16 protein-coding genes are annotated in these 18,199 nt (G+C 45.9%); 15 read left to right on the top strand and 1 reads right to left on the bottom strand.

Annotated features, from left to right (window positions below):
• Nucleotides 1-112: 112 nt before the first annotated feature.
• The 5 genes from T3H97_RS17345 (at nt 113) to T3H97_RS17325 (ending at nt 6,176) form a co-directional block, all read left to right on the top strand.
• Nucleotides 113-1,372 (top strand): stage II sporulation protein P, encoded by a 1,260-nt coding sequence (locus T3H97_RS17345; protein WP_328800381.1) that lies wholly within the window; start codon nt 113-115, stop codon nt 1,370-1,372.
• Between the two features lie 27 nt (nt 1,373-1,399).
• Complete coding sequence (locus T3H97_RS17340; protein WP_328800380.1) at nt 1,400-1,912, top strand: hypothetical protein; 513 nt, start codon at nt 1,400-1,402, stop codon at nt 1,910-1,912.
• A gap of 71 nt (nt 1,913-1,983) precedes the next feature.
• Nucleotides 1,984-3,798 carry a translation elongation factor 4 gene (gene lepA, locus T3H97_RS17335; protein ID WP_029515362.1) on the top strand — a complete coding sequence of 605 codons (1,815 nt, stop codon included), beginning with the start codon at nt 1,984-1,986 and terminating at the stop codon, nt 3,796-3,798.
• Between the two features lie 556 nt (nt 3,799-4,354).
• Entirely contained in the window at nt 4,355-5,542 is a 1,188-nt protein-coding gene (gene hemW / locus T3H97_RS17330; protein WP_328800379.1) for a radical SAM family heme chaperone HemW, read from the top strand.
• Nucleotides 5,543-5,699: 157 nt separating this feature from the next.
• A complete protein-coding gene (locus T3H97_RS17325) occupies nt 5,700-6,176 on the top strand; it encodes an N-acetyltransferase (RefSeq protein WP_328800378.1) in 477 nt (158 codons plus the stop codon).
• Between the two features lie 82 nt (nt 6,177-6,258).
• Here T3H97_RS17325 and T3H97_RS17320 read toward each other — a convergent pair whose 3' ends face one another.
• Nucleotides 6,259-6,825 carry a hypothetical protein gene (locus tag T3H97_RS17320; protein WP_328800377.1) on the bottom strand — a complete coding sequence of 189 codons (567 nt, stop codon included), beginning with the start codon at nt 6,823-6,825 and terminating at the stop codon, nt 6,259-6,261.
• Nucleotides 6,826-7,152: 327 nt separating this feature from the next.
• On the opposite strand from T3H97_RS17320, the gene hrcA reads away from it, so the two are divergent.
• From hrcA to T3H97_RS17270, 10 genes are all read left to right on the top strand, one after another.
• Nucleotides 7,153-8,184: a heat-inducible transcriptional repressor HrcA gene (gene hrcA / locus T3H97_RS17315; protein WP_029515358.1), complete on the top strand. Its 1,032-nt coding sequence runs from the start codon at nt 7,153-7,155 to the stop codon at nt 8,182-8,184.
• A 120-nt stretch (nt 8,185-8,304) separates the two neighbouring features.
• Complete coding sequence (grpE, locus tag T3H97_RS17310; RefSeq protein ID WP_013311172.1) at nt 8,305-8,877, top strand: nucleotide exchange factor GrpE; 573 nt, start codon at nt 8,305-8,307, stop codon at nt 8,875-8,877.
• Between the two features lie 87 nt (nt 8,878-8,964).
• Nucleotides 8,965-10,809, top strand: a complete 1,845-nt coding sequence (gene dnaK, locus T3H97_RS17305) for a molecular chaperone DnaK (RefSeq protein WP_272638518.1) — start codon at nt 8,965-8,967, stop codon at nt 10,807-10,809.
• Nucleotides 10,810-11,055: 246 nt separating this feature from the next.
• Nucleotides 11,056-12,186, top strand: coding sequence for a molecular chaperone DnaJ (gene dnaJ, locus T3H97_RS17300; RefSeq protein WP_103049592.1), 1,131 nt, complete (start codon nt 11,056-11,058; stop codon nt 12,184-12,186).
• Nucleotides 12,187-12,341: 155 nt separating this feature from the next.
• Nucleotides 12,342-13,997, top strand: a complete 1,656-nt coding sequence (gene dcuS, locus T3H97_RS17295; protein ID WP_328800376.1) for a DcuS/MalK family sensor histidine kinase — start codon at nt 12,342-12,344, stop codon at nt 13,995-13,997.
• On the top strand, nt 13,990-14,697 hold the full coding sequence (dcuR, locus tag T3H97_RS17290; RefSeq protein WP_328800375.1) for a two-component system response regulator DcuR: 708 nt from the start codon (nt 13,990-13,992) through the stop codon (nt 14,695-14,697). Before dcuS ends, dcuR begins: the two co-directional genes overlap by 8 nt.
• A 121-nt stretch (nt 14,698-14,818) precedes the next feature.
• A complete protein-coding gene (locus tag T3H97_RS17285) occupies nt 14,819-16,165 on the top strand; it encodes a 2-hydroxycarboxylate transporter family protein (protein WP_328800374.1) in 1,347 nt (448 codons plus the stop codon).
• A gap of 63 nt (nt 16,166-16,228) precedes the next feature.
• Nucleotides 16,229-17,425, top strand: a complete 1,197-nt coding sequence (locus tag T3H97_RS17280) for an NAD(P)-dependent malic enzyme (protein ID WP_328800373.1) — start codon at nt 16,229-16,231, stop codon at nt 17,423-17,425.
• Between the two features lie 178 nt (nt 17,426-17,603).
• Entirely contained in the window at nt 17,604-17,978 is a 375-nt protein-coding gene (locus T3H97_RS17275) for a hypothetical protein (RefSeq protein ID WP_013311164.1), read from the top strand.
• 24 nt (nt 17,979-18,002) lie between these two features.
• Nucleotides 18,003-18,188, top strand: a complete 186-nt coding sequence (locus T3H97_RS17270; protein ID WP_069290020.1) for a YfhD family protein — start codon at nt 18,003-18,005, stop codon at nt 18,186-18,188.
• The last annotated feature ends 11 nt before the right edge of the window (nt 18,189-18,199 follow it).

Genomic DNA, 18,199 nt, shown 5'->3' with positions numbered 1-18,199 from the left:
TAATTGTTCTCCGTTCATAGAGTTGAAGTATAAGAGATTTCCGCACCAGATAGGAACCCTATGTTCCGAATATAAAGCGGGTTTCGACGGGACGAAGGAGGACAAGGCTCACATGAAAAAAATTCAGACCTGGAACGTCGGAAGATGGAGAAGAAAAGGTATCGAAATTTTGGCGATGGGACATACGCTTGTGCTGCTGATCATGGGCTCGGCGCTTTTATTTGTCGTTTTGGGGCTAGGGGGATTGGCAGAAAATCGTTTACAAACCTCTCCTGTTTCTTCCATGAAAGGATTGGCAGGTTCGGTGTCCAGTGGTTTTTTCGCGGATATGCTAGGTATGGAAGTACCTCATTTGGCACAAAAGAAGCAGCAATCTTCGTTGTCGGGTGAACAATGGTCGCCTTTTGTTTTTCAGATGCTTACAGGTATTAATCCGCAGGATCCCAAAAGTCTCATTTCTCGTGAAATTCCTGGCATGTCTGCGGGAGCTCCTGTCTTGCTACGCAAGGGTTCGGGGAACATCAAGGTAGAGGGTCCTACGGATTATCAGCCCGATCAGGGAACGACGGATGCCCCTGGTGGCCCAGATGCATCTGAGAACCCACCGACTACTACGCCGGATATTCCGACAACACCGGAAACAGACCCGGTACGTGAGGATCATCCAGGTGATACAGCCAAAGGAGACAAGCGTATATTAATCTACCATTCTCATCCCAGAGAAGCATATAACCCACTACTCAGCAAAACTAGTTCCAATCCCAATTCAGGTTCTAAATCGGCGAATGTGTCAAGGGTAGGGGACTTTGTAAAGAAGAGACTAGAAAAGCAAGGGATATCCACACTGCATGTAAACAAGGATTATGCAACTACAGTTCAAAATTATAATTGGAACTATTCCTATAAATATTCACGCGAAACAGTCAAGGAAGCTTTAGCAGGAAATAAAGGTTTAACTTATTTGCTTGATATCCATCGGGATTCACAACGTCACGGAAAAACAACAGCAACCATTAATGGGCTTTCTTATGCCAAGGTGTATTTTATTATCGGACATGACAACAAAAATTGGCGAGAAAATGAAGCTTTTGCCGCTCGTATTCATGAAAAGCTGGAAAAATCGTATCACGGCGTATCACGTGGTATATGGGGGAAAGATGGTGGCAAAGGCAACAACGGTGAGTACAATCAAAGCTTGTCTTCGCATAGCATATTAATTGAAATCGGGGGTATTGACAACACCGAGGAGGAGTTGAAGCGCACCTCGGACGTTTTGGCGGACATGATCGGTGAAGTGTATTGGGAGGATCAGAAAGCTCAGAAAGCGGGCACTAACGTATCGGATACAAAAAAGAGCAGCAGCGGCAATTAAATGAGGTATCGGTAAGGGGGAAACGTAATGTCTGGACATTTTCGCAAGAAAGCACTTGGATTTGTACTGCTCATGGGGGCAGGCATTTTACTCGGTATGCAACTGGCAGGATCAGGCCTGCGTTCAGTGTATGGACCGGAATGGAACGGGGATACGATTCAATCGGTAAATCAACAGAAAGTCGGATATGAACAGACGGTTATTGAGGATACACCCGCAGCTAACGTTCGTGCATATAGCGGTACGTATAGCACGAGTAGGAATGTTAAGGTTGAGCCGAAAACGGAAGCGGGTATAAATGAAGCTAGTGGAAGAGAAGAAAATGAGGAACAGCCAGAGCTCGGGGCATCCAGGTGGTATTCGACGACTGCGCAGCATGTCAATACTCAGGACCCGGAGACGCCGCGTGAACTGCTAGCCGTCAAGGGACAGCAAGCCTCGGTGGATACCATGGCGGACAAAACAGCCGGGCTACTTCAAAACCTGTCGAGACAGGGTATTCGATGGGTCGTATCTGTATTTGATGGAGTAACAGAATAGAAATATTGCTGACCCCCCTTACAACTGCTATAATAAGCTGATTGACACTAGGCATTGTGTGGGGGTAAGGCATGACTGACATTTTGGCAAGACAACGTAAAATTCGGAACTTTAGTATCATTGCACATATAGACCATGGTAAATCCACGCTGGCTGACCGGATTTTAGAATATACCGGTGCACTCACTTCCCGTGAAATGCAGGAGCAAGTGCTTGACCAGATGGAGCTGGAACGGGAGCGCGGAATTACGATTAAGCTCCAGGCAGTGCGACTTACTTATAAGGCCGATGACGGCGAAGAGTACATTTTGAATTTGATTGATACACCGGGACACGTCGATTTTACGTATGAGGTATCCCGTAGTTTGGCAGCCTGTGAAGGTGCTTTGCTGGTAGTAGACGCCGCGCAGGGAATCGAGGCACAGACGTTGGCTAACGTATATTTGGCGTTGGACAACAATCTGGAGATTTTGCCGGTGCTTAACAAGATTGATTTGCCAAGTGCTGATCCTGAACGGGTAAAGCAGGAAATCGAGGATGTTATCGGCTTGGATACGAGCGAGACCGTACATGCCTCAGCCAAAGCTGGAATCGGTATCAAGGAAATTTTGGAGCAGGTGGTCAGAAGTGTACCTGCTCCGCAAGGTAATCCGGATAATCCGCTCAAGGCACTCATTTTCGATTCGCACTATGATCCTTATAAAGGCGTTATCGTATATGTTCGCGTCGTGGATGGTAGTATCCGAGCCGGTTCGAAAATTAAGATGATGGCGACTGACAAAACGTTTGAGGTTATTGAAGTTGGTGCTTTTATGCCACGTATGAATATCGTGGACGAGCTGAACATCGGTGATGTTGGCTTTATCGTTGCCGGAATTAAGCATGTGGGCGATACGCGTGTCGGGGATACCGTGACAGACGCAAAAAATCCAACATTAGAACCGATGCCAGGTTATCGCAAAATAAATCCGATGGTATATTGCGGTCTGTATCCAATCGAAACATCGGAGTATAACGATCTGCGTGAGGCGCTTGAGAAGCTACAGCTGAACGATGCTTCGCTCAGTTTTGAGCCGGAAACATCAAGCGCGTTGGGCTTTGGCTTCCGTTGCGGATTCCTTGGTCTGCTTCATATGGACGTTATTCAGGAACGGATCGAACGTGAATTTAATATTCCGCTGATTACCACGGCACCAAGCGTTATTTACCGCATAAAGTTGACGAATGGGGAAACGATCCAGATCGACAACCCATCGAATTATCCGGAAATCGGACGGATTGAACATGTGGAAGAGCCTTATGTAAAAGCAGGTATTATCGTCCCTAATGATTACGTAGGTACGGTGATGGAACTTTGCCAAACTAAGCGTGGTGAGTACGTAAATATGGAGTACCTGGATACGACGCGGGTAACCATTACGTATCAGATTCCGCTGTCCGAAATCGTATATGATTTCTTCGATCAGCTTAAATCAAGTACCAAAGGCTATGCTTCCTTTGATTATGAGATTTCAGGCTATCGCCAGTCCAACCTGGTGAAAATGGATATTTTGTTGAATGGCGAGCAGGTCGATGCGCTGTCGTTCATCGTGCATAGAGATCGGGCTTATCATCGCGGACGTATTATCTGTGAGAAGCTGCGCGAGCTAATCCCGCGTCAAATGTTCGAGGTGCCGATCCAGGCATCTGTGGGAACAAAGGTTGTGGCGCGTGAAACCGTTAAGGCGATGCGTAAAAACGTCTTGGCCAAATGCTACGGCGGCGATATTTCTCGTAAACGGAAGCTGCTTGAAAAGCAAAAAGAGGGCAAGAAGCGTATGAAGCAGGTTGGTAACGTAGAAGTACCACAGGAAGCATTTATGGCGGTACTGAAAATAGATGAGTAAAGCTGCTTGAATCAGCAGCATCGTATTGAATTCGATACATCCCAATTGTGTATATGGATTGAATACACATAAGCAACAATAGCATGATTCTGTAGTAGCTTAGGTACAATCACTCTGTGAGTACCCTAAGGTATTACGATCCGCTTGATTCCAAGCGGTATTCGTCCATTCTTTCATGGGGCATTTGCCGTGCATGGAGAATGGACGTTATTTATTTGAGCAAGCTATCCAGAGATGGAGTGTTTGTTATCTCAGTTGCAAAAATAGTATAACAACAGCATCTTTAGCGTATTTCTAAAGTTGCTTTACTCTTACTGCAACACCTACACCACAAAAAAAATGACCGATGGTGGTGGGCAGCAGCGGAGTGGATGGAATCGTTCTGAAGAAGCGTTAGCGTTCGCCTTTATCCCCGGATTTTACCCTATTAAGTTTATTTACAAAGAAAAAATCCGGGGGTAACAGCGATCGGAAGAATGATCCATCCACGGAGCGTTCTCCCCCCTCTTCGCCATTTTTTCAATCACCACACTCTGAATTGACAAGGAGGATCGGTATGACCGCATCCATACAAAAACATGAACATTCATCCGCGCCTCAAGCGGTTTACCTGCATATACCTTTTTGCACGAATAAATGCTTTTACTGTGATTTCAACTCTTATGTGCTCAAGGATCAACCTGTTATGGAATATCTGTATGCACTGGAACGGGAGATGGAACATACAGTCAAACTTCACCCGCCAGGAGAGATTAAAACCATTTTTGTCGGGGGTGGAACACCAACAACCCTAAACCCGAAGGAAATGGAATATTTTCTGAAGAGTGTCCGAACCTATTTCCCACATTGGGCGGAAGATATTGAGTTTTCTATGGAAGCCAATCCAGGCACCACTGATTTTGAAAAACTTTCTGTGATGAAAGAAGGCGGCGTCAATCGACTCAGCTTTGGTGTACAGGCTTTTCAGAATGAGCTACTCACAGGCATAGGTCGTATTCACAGTACAGATGACGTATATCGTAGTTTGGAAAACGCCCGTAAGGTCGGCTTGGACAACCTGTCGATTGACCTGATGTTTGGTTTGCCGAATCAAACGGTGGACATGCTGCATGAAAGCGTCAGTAGAGCACTAGAGCTGGAGCTTCCTCATTACTCTATCTACAGCTTGAAGGTTGAAGAAAACACGCTCTTCCACACGCTGTATCAGAAAAATCAGCTACCGCTTCCACACGAGGATGATGAACTGGAAATGTATTTACTCCTCATGCGTCGCATGAAAGAAGCGGGCTATGAGCAGTATGAGATTAGTAATTTTGCAAAACCGGGCTTGGGGAGCAAGCACAACATGACCTATTGGCGAAATGAGGACTATTACGGTCTTGGCGCTGGGGCACATGGATATGTTGGCAGAGAGCGTCATATGAACATTAAGGGCATTAACCCTTATGTGGAGGCTAGTCGTAATGGTTTGCCGCGTCTGGATAGCTTTGAGGTGCCAGCGGCGGAAGCCATGGAGGATTTTCTTATGGTCGGTTTGAGAATGCTAGAGGGCGTTTCCAAGTCCCGCTTTGAAGCTCAATTCGGTCAGGCATTGGAGGATACGTTTACTGCTCCTCTCGGAAAAATGCTCAATGCGGGGTTAATCGAATCAATTAAGGACGGTTATCGTTTGAGTGAACGCGGCATTTTATTCGGAAATGATGTATTTGCAGAGTTCATCGGTTCAATCACGGTAAATTCATAAGTCGTAGGCTTCAGTACAGTACGTTTCAACTTTGTAAGCTGGGACAATCATTTTATAACACCATTCTGTCACAGCAGGGTAAATGGAGTATTGCGATTCTATGCGTTATGTTGTATATTTATTCATTATATGCGGCAAGCGGCAGGAGGAGAGCAAGATGGCTTCAGTGTGTAAAGATGTATTGTGCAGAAGTGCGGTTCCTGAGGATGTGGAGCCTTTATATCAAATGATTAGCGGCTATGCAGAGCGGGGGATTATGCTGCCACGTTCGAGGGAAGTGCTTACGCGCCAACTGGAGCTGTTTATTGTTGCAGAGGTGGACGGCGAAGTTGTTGGTTGTGGTTCTTTATGCAAATTGGGCGCCGATCTGGTAGAGATTCGCTCCCTTGGCATCTCTGAAGGACACAAAGGTATGGGTATTGGCTCTAAGCTCGTGGAGGGCCTTATTATAGAAGCACGGCGGCAACGTATTCCTAAAATTATGGCATTGACCTACGAGGTCTCCTTTTTTATAAAAAACGGTTTTGATGTAGTAAGCAAAGAGATTTTCCCTGAAAAGGTATGGACCGACTGCATTCACTGTAGTAAACAAAACAATTGTGATGAAATCGCAGTGTTGAAAATACTGAACTGACCTGTCAATAATGAGGTCAGTTCTTTTTTCATCAGGACCTAATCATGCGTATATTATACAGCCTACATTGTTTAATCCTGGTTTATTTCTCATATGTTTTGAGCAACCACCAAATGAATTGATGGTGAGGCTCCAGTTCGGAAGGTATTCCATTCAGGCTTCTCATGGGATGGTCCTTATCATAATCAGTATCATTATAAAAGTATGCAGTGCCGTCTAATGGAACTCGGTGTTTATATTTATACAAGGCGACAACATATCTTTCAGACTCTCCGCTTCTGCTTGGACTATTTGTATATCCTTCCCAATCGGCTAGTGTTAAATCATCGTAATGTTGTATTGCCGATATACTGTATTTTATTTGCTTGGGAATACTTGGACTGAATTCTTGAGGGTAAAACAAAATGGTATTCCATATGCTTAAAAGTATTGTAGGAACCAAGGTTAAGGCACAACACAGGGGGCTTAATTTACGAACTAAATGGATGACAGAAATAATAAGGACTGCATTCAGGATGAAAACCAATGGCAAAGCAACTATTCTTCCTAGTCCTGTATACGGAAACAACTCAATTAAAATCTGAAACATACAAATTGTAGGTAAAAGTGCAATCGATGCGTATAAGAGGTTGCGGCGATTAGTTCTCAAATTTAATTCCTCCTCAAGGACAAAGAAGTTATAATGGTATGGAGACATAGTCTCGAATTTTTCTATTTTCTGTGTCACTATACATAAATACGGTTTTTATACGCTGGATATTGAGGTTTTTCGTGAAAAAGTGTAAACGTTCTGGATTCATTCCAGTAAACTAAACTGGTGTGATAAATCTTGTTTATTGAAAATACTGATCTGACTTGACAATGATCAGGTCGGTTTGGTATTTTTGTATTATCGGTTAGCACTCATCGCGAACGAGTGCTAATGATTCCATTTAACAATCGTGCTATTATGGATAAACAACAAGGGGGGATTCGCTTGTTAACCGAACGTCAGAGACTCATTCTGAATGCGATTATTGATGACTACATTCGTTCGGCTGAGCCAGTGGGTTCCCGCAGCATATCCAAAAGGCAGGATGTCGGATTCAGCCCGGCCACGATCCGTAATGAAATGTCGGATTTGGAGGAACAGGGCTATCTGGAGCAACCCCATACTTCTGCGGGACGCATCCCGTCTCATAAAGGCTATCGTTATTATGTGGACCATCTGGTGCCACTGAATACGCTGAAGCCTATGGAAATGCGGGAACTGAAAGCCTTTTACGCCGAAAAGCTGAATGTAATGGAGCAAGTGATCCAGCATGCGTCAGGCATTTTGTCCCATATGACCAATTATACTTCCATCCTGCTTGGGCCGGAGGTTTTCCATACTTCATTGCGTCATTTTCAGCTGCTGCCGCTCAACGAAACGACGGCTGTGGCGATAATCGTGACCAATACCGGTCAGGTGGAGAATAAAACGGTAGATATTCCACCGGGAATTTCGATTTCCGAGATGGAAAAGGTTGTGAATTTACTGAACAGCAAGCTGGTCGGTGTGCCGATTTATCAGCTTAAATCACGCCTTTACACCGCACTTGGTCAGGAGATGGAGAAGCATGTGTCTCATTTTGAGGACGCTATGAAGGTGCTGGATAAAGCACTGGATAATGAATCGGATCAGCGCTTGTATTTGAGCGGTGCGACGAACATGCTTAATCAACCTGAATTTAAAGATGTAGAGAAGGTTAAACATATTCTCGATCTGCTGGAGGAAACACCAACGCTGCTTAAACTAATGACACCAGTTGTCGGGGCACCTGAAATTCAAGTCCGGATCGGCACTGAAAATGACCATGAGGCGTTTGCCAATTGCAGCCTGATTACTGCTACGTATGCAGTAGACGGAGAAGCGTTGGGCACTATAGGCATACTGGGTCCGACACGGATGGAATATGCGAGAGTTATTAATATTTTGGGTATCCTGTCTAAGGATTTGACCGCAATGCTAACGCAGCGGTTTAAATAGAACAAGACCGCATAGGTTGCGGTCCTACATGTTCCGCGCCAGGATACGGTCGTATCCTGCGCGGGTGCATTGTTGCGTGTTTTTGTAAAGGTAGTTATGACTTGAAGGAGGTGAAACATTTTGAAGGAAGAACAAGCGTTCCAAGAAGAAAAACAACAAAATGTAAGCACAGAGGAAGCCGCCGAAACGAGCCAGCAGGAAGAGCCGGTTAATGAAGCGGCAGCACTGGAAGACCAAGAAAGCGAAACAGAGCTGACTAAGCTTCGCGCTCAGGCGGAAGAGCATCAACAACGGTTTTTACGTGCTCAGGCGGATTTTGATAATTTTCGCCGTCGTACGCTGAAAGAAAAAGAAGACCTTGCCAAATATGCATCTATGAAGCTGGTTACCGAGTTGGTGCCTGTTTTGGATAACTTCGAGCGTGCGCTGGCAACAGCACCGCAAGGAGCGGAGTCTGAGTCATTCAGCAAAGGCGTGGAAATGATTTTCCGCCAGTTTGAGAGTGTGCTTCAGGCAGAGGGTGTAACGGCCATGAATTCGGTGGGACAACCGTTTAATCCTGATTTCCATCAGGCTATTATGCAGGTGGAGAGCGAAGAGCATGAGGAAGGCATCGTCGTTGAAGAGGTACAAAAAGGATACATGCTGAAGGACAAGGTGCTTCGTCCAGCGATGGTAAAAGTGAGCATGTAACTTTTTCAATATACATTAGAAATGCATCAATTTGATTCAACCATTCTGGCCTGCGGGCCTCGTATATACAGAAGGAGGAATTGTCCGATGAGCAAAGTAATCGGTATTGACTTAGGTACAACCAACTCTTGTGTGGCTGTTATGGAGGGCGGCGAAGCGGTCGTTATTCCAAATCCGGAAGGCGCACGCACAACCCCTTCCGTTGTTGGTTTCAAAAAAGATGGAGAACGTACTGTAGGGGAAACGGCAAAACGCCAAGCAATTACGAACCCGGATCGTACAATTATGTCCATCAAGCGTCACATGGGTACAAATCATAAAGAAAACATTGACGGCAAGGAATATTCCGCACAGGAAATTTCCGCTATGATTTTGCAAAAGCTGAAATCCGATGCTGAAGCTTACCTGGGACAAACCGTTTCTCAAGCTGTTATCACTGTTCCAGCTTACTTCAATGACGGTCAACGTCAAGCAACCAAGGATGCAGGTAAAATTGCCGGTCTGGAAGTTCTGCGGATTGTCAATGAGCCAACAGCAGCTGCATTGGCATACGGTATGGAAAAATCTGAAGATCAAACGATCCTCGTGTATGACCTGGGTGGCGGTACATTCGACGTATCCATTCTGGAACTGGGCGACGGTTTCTTCGAAGTTAAAGCAACAAGCGGCGATAACAAGCTGGGTGGCGATGACTTTGACCAAGTAATTATTGATTACCTCGTAAATGAGTTCAAAAAAGATCAAGGCATTGACCTGAGCAAAGATAAAGCTGCTGTACAACGTCTGAAAGATGCAGCGGAAAAAGCGAAGAAAGAACTGTCTGGCGTACTGACAACGACGATTTCTTTGCCGTTTATTACAGTAGCTGATGGCGTTCCACAGCATTTGGAGTTGAACCTGACTCGTGCGAAATTTGAAGAATTGTCTGAAGGTCTGGTAGAACGTACTTTGGGACCTACTCGTCAAGCAATGAAAGATGCAGGCATGAGTGCCAGCGACATCGACAAAATCGTTCTGGTCGGCGGTTCCACACGTATTCCGGCTGTACAAGAAGCAATCAAAAAGCTGACAGGTAAAGAGCCTCACAAAGGCGTAAATCCTGATGAAGTGGTAGCTTTGGGCGCGGCAGTTCAAGCGGGTGTACTGACTGGTGATGTGAAAGACGTTGTACTCCTTGACGTAACTCCACTGTCCCTCGGTATTGAAACTGCAGGCGGCGTATTTACTAAAATGATTGATCGTAACACGACGATCCCTACGAGCAAATCGCAGGTATTCTCGACATATGCCGACAATCAGCCTAGCGTAGAAATTCACGTGTTGCAAGGTGAACGTGAAATGGCAGCAGGCAACAAAACACTGGGTCGTTTCCAATTGGGAGATATCCCTCCAGCACCACGTGGTGTACCACAAATCGAAGTTACCTTTGATCTGGATGCGAACGGTATCGTGAACGTATCCGCTACAGATAAAGGCACAGGCAAAAGCCAGAAAATTACGATCACATCTTCCAGCGGCTTGAGTGACGAGGAAGTAGAACGTATGATGAAGGATGCCGAGTTGCATGCGGAAGAAGATAAAAAACGCAAAGATTTGGTAGAAGCGAAAAACGCTGCGGATCAACTGATCTACTCTGTAGACAAAACGATTAAAGATCTGGGCGAAAAAGCGGACGCAGGCGAAGTCGAAAAAGCAAATGCAGCTAAAGAAAATCTGCAAAAAACGCTGGAAACTGACAACCTGGAAGATATCAAAAAAGCTACTGAAGAACTGACTGAAATCGTTCAGCAATTGTCTGTGAAGCTGTATGAGCAAGCTGCTCAAGAAGCACAGGCTCAACAAGCTCAAGACGGTGCAGCAGACAGCAAAGGTCGCGACAATGTAGTTGACGCGGACTATGAAGTTGTTGACGAAGATCAGAAGAAAGACTAAGCTACGAATCGGGTAGTGTAGCTTTACGGTACACCGATGCGTTATGATATACTGAATAGTAATTGCAGCGTAGCTGCCTTGATAAATAACAATTAGCCGAAGGGTAACAGTTATTTCCAAGATAAATAAGCATATTACGGGTTGTACTGCCTTGAAATGATGGGAAGGTCAAAGCCGGGTCATCCCGTGCCTTTGGCTTTCCTTTTATATGTAGTGCAGACACGTTGTAGGCATGGGGGTGGAACATTGGCTGATAAGCGTGATTATTATGAGGTGCTGGGCGTCGCGAAGGGCGCTTCGGATGAAGAAGTCAAAAAGGCTTACCGTAAGCTTGCGCGTCAGTATCATCCGGACGTGAACAAGGCTGCGGACGCGGAAACTAAATTTAAAGAAGTGAAAGAAGCTTACGATGTTCTCAGCGATGGTCAGAAGCGGGCAAGATATGACCAGTATGGTCATGTAGACCCGAACCAGGGCATGGGAGGCGGCTTTGGTGGTGGTGCCGACTTCGGTGGCGGGTTTGGCGATATTTTTGATATGTTCTTTGGTGGTGGCGGCAACGGCCGACGCGATCCGAATGCACCGCAGCGTGGGAACGATCTTCAATATACGATGACGATTGAATTCAAGGAAGCGGTATTCGGTAAAGAAACCGACATTCATATTGAACGTACGGAAACATGTGATACGTGTCACGGTACGGGAGCAAAAGCGGGTACTCAACCACAAACCTGCTCCGTCTGCCACGGTAGCGGGCAGGAAGAAGTGGTGCAGAATACACCGTTTGGTCGTATGGTTAATCGACGCGCCTGCTCCAATTGCGGCGGTTCCGGTAAAATCATCAAAGAAAAATGCTCGACTTGTAGCGGTTCGGGTCGGGTACGCAAGCAACGTAAAATTCATATCCGCATTCCAGCGGGTGTGGATGACGGCGCACAAATGCGTATTAACGGTGAAGGCGAAGGCGGTGTCAACGGAGGACCGGCAGGTGACTTGTACGTCGTGTTCCGTGTGAAATCGCACGACTTCTTTGAGCGTGAGGGAGACGATATCTACTGTGAAATTCCGCTGACGTTCTCACAGGCAGCATTGGGAGATGAAGTCGAGATTCCAACGTTGACCGAGAAAGTGAAGCTGAAAGTTCCAGCAGGTACACAAACAGGTACTTACTTCCGTCTTAAAGGAAAAGGTGTGCCAAAACTGCGCGGCGTAGGTCAGGGTGACCAGCATATTAAGGTCGTTGTGGTAACGCCTAGTAAACTGAGTGAGGAACAAAAGGATTTGCTGCGTCAGTTCTCTTCGCTTAGTGGAGAGCAGACACATGAGAATGAGCAATCTTTTTTTGACCGTGTGAAGCGCGCCTTCCGAGGCGACTAAGCCCAATTAGGAATCGCGGAGCTTCAACCATGAATCAAAGGAAACTATTCCGCAATTGCGGGATAGTTCCTTTTTTTATATTCACGTAAACACATACATAACCATTTTTGTATAGGCATGTTGAACTGTTGAGACTTAATATCAAGTAGAAAGGGGTGAGTTCCATCGGAAATGTACAGCTCAAGCTGCGTCGGGGTAAACCGCTATTAAAGCTCAGAGGCCTAATTACACTGCTAGTATGTCTAGTTATGGCACTTGTGCTTCTGCCTGTAACCCTGTTATTTGCTGAGAGAGTGGAACATGAAACTGAGAAGGGACTGGAAGAAAAGGCAATGTCCATCGCGCGTACACTCGCCCATACGCCGCTTATTGTCGAGCAATTGCAAGGGACGGGTTCGTCTCCTTCCATGCAGGAGTATGTGAAGAGGGTTTCAGCAGCAAATCACATCCAGTTTATCGTGGCTATGGATATGAAGGGAATTCGTAAAACGCACCCGGATGCTAGGATGATCGGCAAAGCCTTTGTCGGCGGAGACGAGTATACTGCACTTCATGGCCATGAGAGCGTGTCCGTTGCGAAGGGAACATTGGGCTTGTCCATGCGAGCCTTTTCCCCCGTGTTCAGTTTAACGGGGAAGCAGGTAGGGGCGATTGTTGTTGGTATATCCATGCAAGATGTACAGATGGCTCAGGAAGGCAACAACCGTCTTATTGCGATCGCCATTGGCACTGGAATGTTGATTGGCACTGGAGGTGCGGTTGTGCTGGCTCGTAAAATCAAAAATATGCTAGTCGGTCTCGAGCCGCCGGAAATCGCACGCTTGCTGGAGGAACGCAGCGCTATGTTACAATCCATCAAGGAAGGAGTTATTGCGGTAGATGAATTCGGTCGCGTCATGCTGATGAATGCAGAAGCGATACGTCTGCTTAGACAAGCGGGGATTGAAGATTTCTCATTCTGCGGACAGGAAATTACCGTTTATCTATCCGCTTTTCGATTGCAAGAGGTCTTGGAAGCGAGTACTCCACAAATGGATGAGGAAATGGAGCTGGGTGGAATAACTTTGCTGACCACCAGTGTTCCGATACGGGTCAAAGGGGAAATTGTGGGAGCAATTGTAACCTTTCGGGATAAAACGGAGATGAACCAGCTTGCGGAACGTTTGACAGGAGTGTCTCTGTACACGGAAGCACTACGTGCGCAGGCTCATGAATTTATGAACAAGCTGCATGTCATTATGGGGATGGTACACTTGCGAATGTACGATAAACTGGAGCATTACATTATGGATGCCGTCGAGCATCATCAAGTGGAGATTGGTTCTATCACCCGGCAGATCAGGGACCCGGTTATGGCAGGGTTTGTGTTGGGGAAATTAAGCCGGGCCAGAGAAGTAGGGGTGAATTTTGAACTGACACCAGGTAGTTGCTTGCCCGAATCCAGTCAAACGCAAACGACGCATGAACTGATTACTATTCTTGGCAATCTGTTTGATAATGCGGTGGAGGCGATGGAATCTTTGGAGCACAAGCGGATTGCCCTTTCACTTTATTATGAGGAAAGCCAGAAGAACGGCTATCTGACCTGTATCATGTGCGACAATGGTCCGGGTATACCGGAAGGGCTTGTGAAGGCTATATTTGAAAAAGGTTTTTCGACCAAGGGAGAGTCACGAGGGATGGGTCTTTATCTGGTGACACAAAGCGTGAAAAGATTACAGGGAAGTATAAAGTTGATCCCAGCCGAGCAAGGGTGCTGTTTTCACATTACGATTCCATACATTATAGCGGGGAATGATGAACATGATTAATGTCCTGATTGTAGAAGATGATCCGATGGTTGCGGAATTTAATCGCAAATATATGGAGCAGGTGGAAGGTTTTCAATGTGGGGGTTGGGCTTCTTCTGTGGAAGAGGCGAAGAAATATTTAGCTGAACAAGCCTTTGATTTGATATTGCTAGATGTGTATATGCAGGAAAGCAATGGCCTCGATTTACTGTCATTCATACGGGAAACAGGTGTAAATATAGATGTCATTGTCATCTCAGCTGCAAGTGACATGAACAGTGTCAAAAAAGCGATGAACTTCGGCGCGGTGGATTACTTGATTAAGCCGTTCCACTTTAACCGTTTTTTGGAGGCCCTCACGGGGTACCGAGAGCACATTAACATCGTGCGTGAGCACAGTCTAGTTTCTCAGGAGGAGCTGGACCGACTGATTTATCATAAAAGCTTGACTAAAGACTTGGCACGATTGCCCAAAGGCATAACTAAATCCACGCTGGCTATGATATGGAATTGTATCCAGCGGCATAATAAGGTGCTATTTTCCACTGAGGATATTGCGGAGAGCGCAGGGATATCCAGGGTGTCTATGCGCAAGTACCTGGCTTTTATGACAGAGATTGAGGCTCTTTCCATGGAAACCATATACGGTACCATAGGGCGTCCTGTTTACCAATACCGAATATTGCCACAGGCAGAAGGCATCATGAATAGTTTTATTTAAATCTTCTTTCTGATTACTTTAATTACAAAAGTGAATGATTAGTTTTAAAACCAAATAAAGCGTTTTCCAAAGTGTAGAATGGAAACATGATCATCATTCTTCACTTTATGGAGGGAGATTTATGGAAAATGCTACGAATCAGCCTGTCATTCAAAAGGGGCAAAGATGGAGTAAAAATTTTGTAGATGGCATCAGAATGCTGGGTAGGGTAAAGGTGGGGGTTATTCCTCTTCCACTCTATGCCGTGATCGCGCTGATTGTTTATGCAGCTGCAATTACTGAAAGACTTCCGAACGATCTGTTGGGCGGGTTTGCCGTCATCATGATTTTAGGTATACTGCTCAGTGATCTAGGGGCCAAACTTCCGTTGCTTAAGCATATTGGCGGGCCGGCCATTTTATCTCTTATGGTTCCATCGTTAATGGTATTTTGGAATATGTTTAGTCCATCTGCGATGGGTGCAGTACACACGCTTATGAAAACCTCAAATTTTCTTTACTTCTACATCGCATGTCTAGTAACGGGTAGTATTCTTGGTATGGATCGGAAAATGCTGATGAACGGAATTGTCAAGATTTTCGCCCCCATTATTATAGGATCTATTGCAGCTGTTGGCGTGGGGATGGTGGTGGGTATGGCTTTTGGCTATAGCGCCTATCATACATTTTTTTTCATCATCATTCCAATTATCTCCGGTGGGATTGGGGAAGGCATTTTACCGTTGTCCATTTCTTATGGATTGGTGCTGGGCAAGGATTCGGCAATATTCGTATCCCAGTTTATCCCCGCTGCAATTATTGGGAACATTGTTGCAATCATAGGTGCGGGTATTCTGAAGAGATTAGCGGAGAAGAATCCAAAAACTTCAGGTAACGGGAAGTTACTAAAACTAGAGAAAGATGCAGACAAGTTAGCTCCGGCAAGTCTGGAACAATCGATTTCTTTTCCATTGATGGGAGGAGGTCTGCTGTTGGCCTGTACTTTCTTTATTGTGGGTAAGCTGCTGGAGCCGTATCTCCATATTCCAGGTCCGATCCTCATGATTCTGGCGGCGGCTTTAATTAAGTGTATTCAGATCATGCCGAACACATTGGAGCAGGGAGCTTTTCACTTGTACAAATGTATAACGGCAAGTCTGACGTGGCCCTTGATGGTGGGATTGGGTATTTTATATGTGCCTTTGGATAGTGTAGTTGGGATTTTAACAGTTCCTTATGCCATCACCTGCGCATCTGTTGTAGTTGCATTGATTGTTACCGGATACTTCACAGGAAAATGGATTCACATGTATCCCGTAGAAGCTGCTTTGGTGACTAGCTGTCGCGGTGGATTAGGGGGCACGGGAGATGTAGCCATTCTGTCTGCGTCCAATCGGATGGAACTGATGCCTTTTGCGCAAATTGCAACACGTATTGGTGGGGCAGGCACGGTCATTTTAGCAACTTTGTTACTCCAATTATGGAGCTGATGAGTTTTATACACAGGATAGAGTTTCATATCCAAATAGAGACATGAAAGGATGGAGAAAAATATGAGCAGTTTAATAGATGAAATTAGAGAATTACACGCAGGTGGCAAAATGGAGACCTTACCAAAGAAGCCAATTGAAACGATGGAGGGGTTGTCCAAAGTGTATACGCCGGGTGTAGCTGAAATTTGTATGGAAATCGCCAATGACCCAGCCAAAGCGTATCAATTAACGATCAAAAAGAATACAGTAGCAGTCGTTTCAGACGGAACCGCGGTACTTGGATTAGGAGATATCGGGCCGGAGGCCGCTATGCCTGTAATGGAGGGTAAAGCAGTGTTGTTCAAACAATTTGCAGGTGTCGACGCCTTCCCAATCTGTCTCAACACGAAGGACGCTGATGAAATTGTTCAAATTGTCAAAATGATTGCTCCTGCCTTTGGCGGCATTAATTTGGAGGATATATCTTCGCCACGCTGTTTTGAAATCGAGAGACGGTTGAAGCAGGAACTGGACATTCCAGTATTTCATGATGATCAGCATGGTACGGCAGTCGTTGTATTAGCGGGTCTGGTCAATGCATTAAAGGTATGTGGCAAAAAAATGGAGGATGTCAAAGTTGTATTTGCAGGGATCGGTGCGGCAGGTATGGCCTGCTCCCGTATGCTGCTTAAGGCAGGTGTGCGTAATCTGATTGGCGTTGATCGACAAGGAGCTATTCATCGTGACGTGGAGTACAGTAACCCGCATTGGACAGAGTATGGGAACATGACTAATCCGCACAATTTAAGTGGAAGTTTATCCGATGTGATTGTGGGAGCTGATGTATTCATCGGTGTGTCAGGCCCGAATATACTGACTGTGGAGGATATACAGAGCATGGCAACTGATCCTATTGTGTTCGCCATGGCGAATCCGAAGCCGGAAATTGATCCGGCTGTAGCCGCACCTCATGTACGTGTGCTTGCTACCGGCCGCTCCGATTTTCCAAATCAGATTAACAATGTGCTGTGCTTCCCAGGAATTTTCCGGGGTGCTCTAGATTGCCATGCTACGACGATTAATGAGGAAATGAAACTAGCTGCCGGACTTGCCATCGCTGATGCGATCTGTCCTGAGGAGCTAAGTGAAACTTATATCATACCGAATGTTTTTAATCCGAAGGTGGTTCAAAAGGTACGGGATGCTGTCATTCGTGCTGCATGGGAGACAGGAGTGGCCAAGTCAGGTGAAGCTCCGACTGCTACTTTACACCCGTAAAAGTTATATTCTTCACAAACTATGGTTCACAGTCTTGGCTTGATGTTCTCGATACCGCCTGATCCGTCTAGCTTCGTAGGGAATATAAAATCGTGCCAATGAGCAGGATATAACAAAGCGTAACGCTCTATGCTCTTGAAGAGCAGTTGCGCTCAATACTACACAGGGAGATTTTGAGATGGGCGAAAAAAATATTTTGGCGTATTTCAAAAGTCCTGAGGAAGCACAGGGAGCCGCTAGAAAACTGGAAGCTCTCCGGGTAGCCGATGTGTCGATAGACCGATTTAGCCGGTATCCGCGGCAGTCTACTGGCAACGCCGGATTGCCTGTATTTTCAGGACAGATTAGCAGCTTGTCCTCACTGACACAGGGCGTGGACTTTACAGATGCAACTCCAGCAATACTGGCTGCGGCTGATCCGTCCGCCAGTGGCATGAGTGATGGAGGACAAGGCGGACCGACAGGCCGCGATATTTTGTTGACCGCTGTGGTGGATGAATCCATTCATCATCAGGCGATGTCCATCGTGGAACAAGCGGGTGGAATGCTGTGAAAAGTTTGGAAGGAGCAGTGACCGATGTCCAAAAACAAACGGTTTGATAAAGTACTGACCAAAACCGAAAAAATCAAACGCATGCAATCTGCTAAAAATGAAGATGTTGAGTTCTCGGCAGATCAGGCAGATGCTGAGGATCTAGAAGCGATCCGGCGTAGCGAAGTAGCTGACCGTCGTCAGCAGCGTATCATAAACGACAATGAGTAGAATTTAATAAG

Source organism: Paenibacillus sp. LX16, assembly GCF_036252815.1.
Taxonomy (GTDB): domain Bacteria; phylum Bacillota; class Bacilli; order Paenibacillales; family Paenibacillaceae; genus Paenibacillus; species Paenibacillus polymyxa_B.
This window is presented reverse-complemented; position numbering and strand designations above follow the sequence as displayed.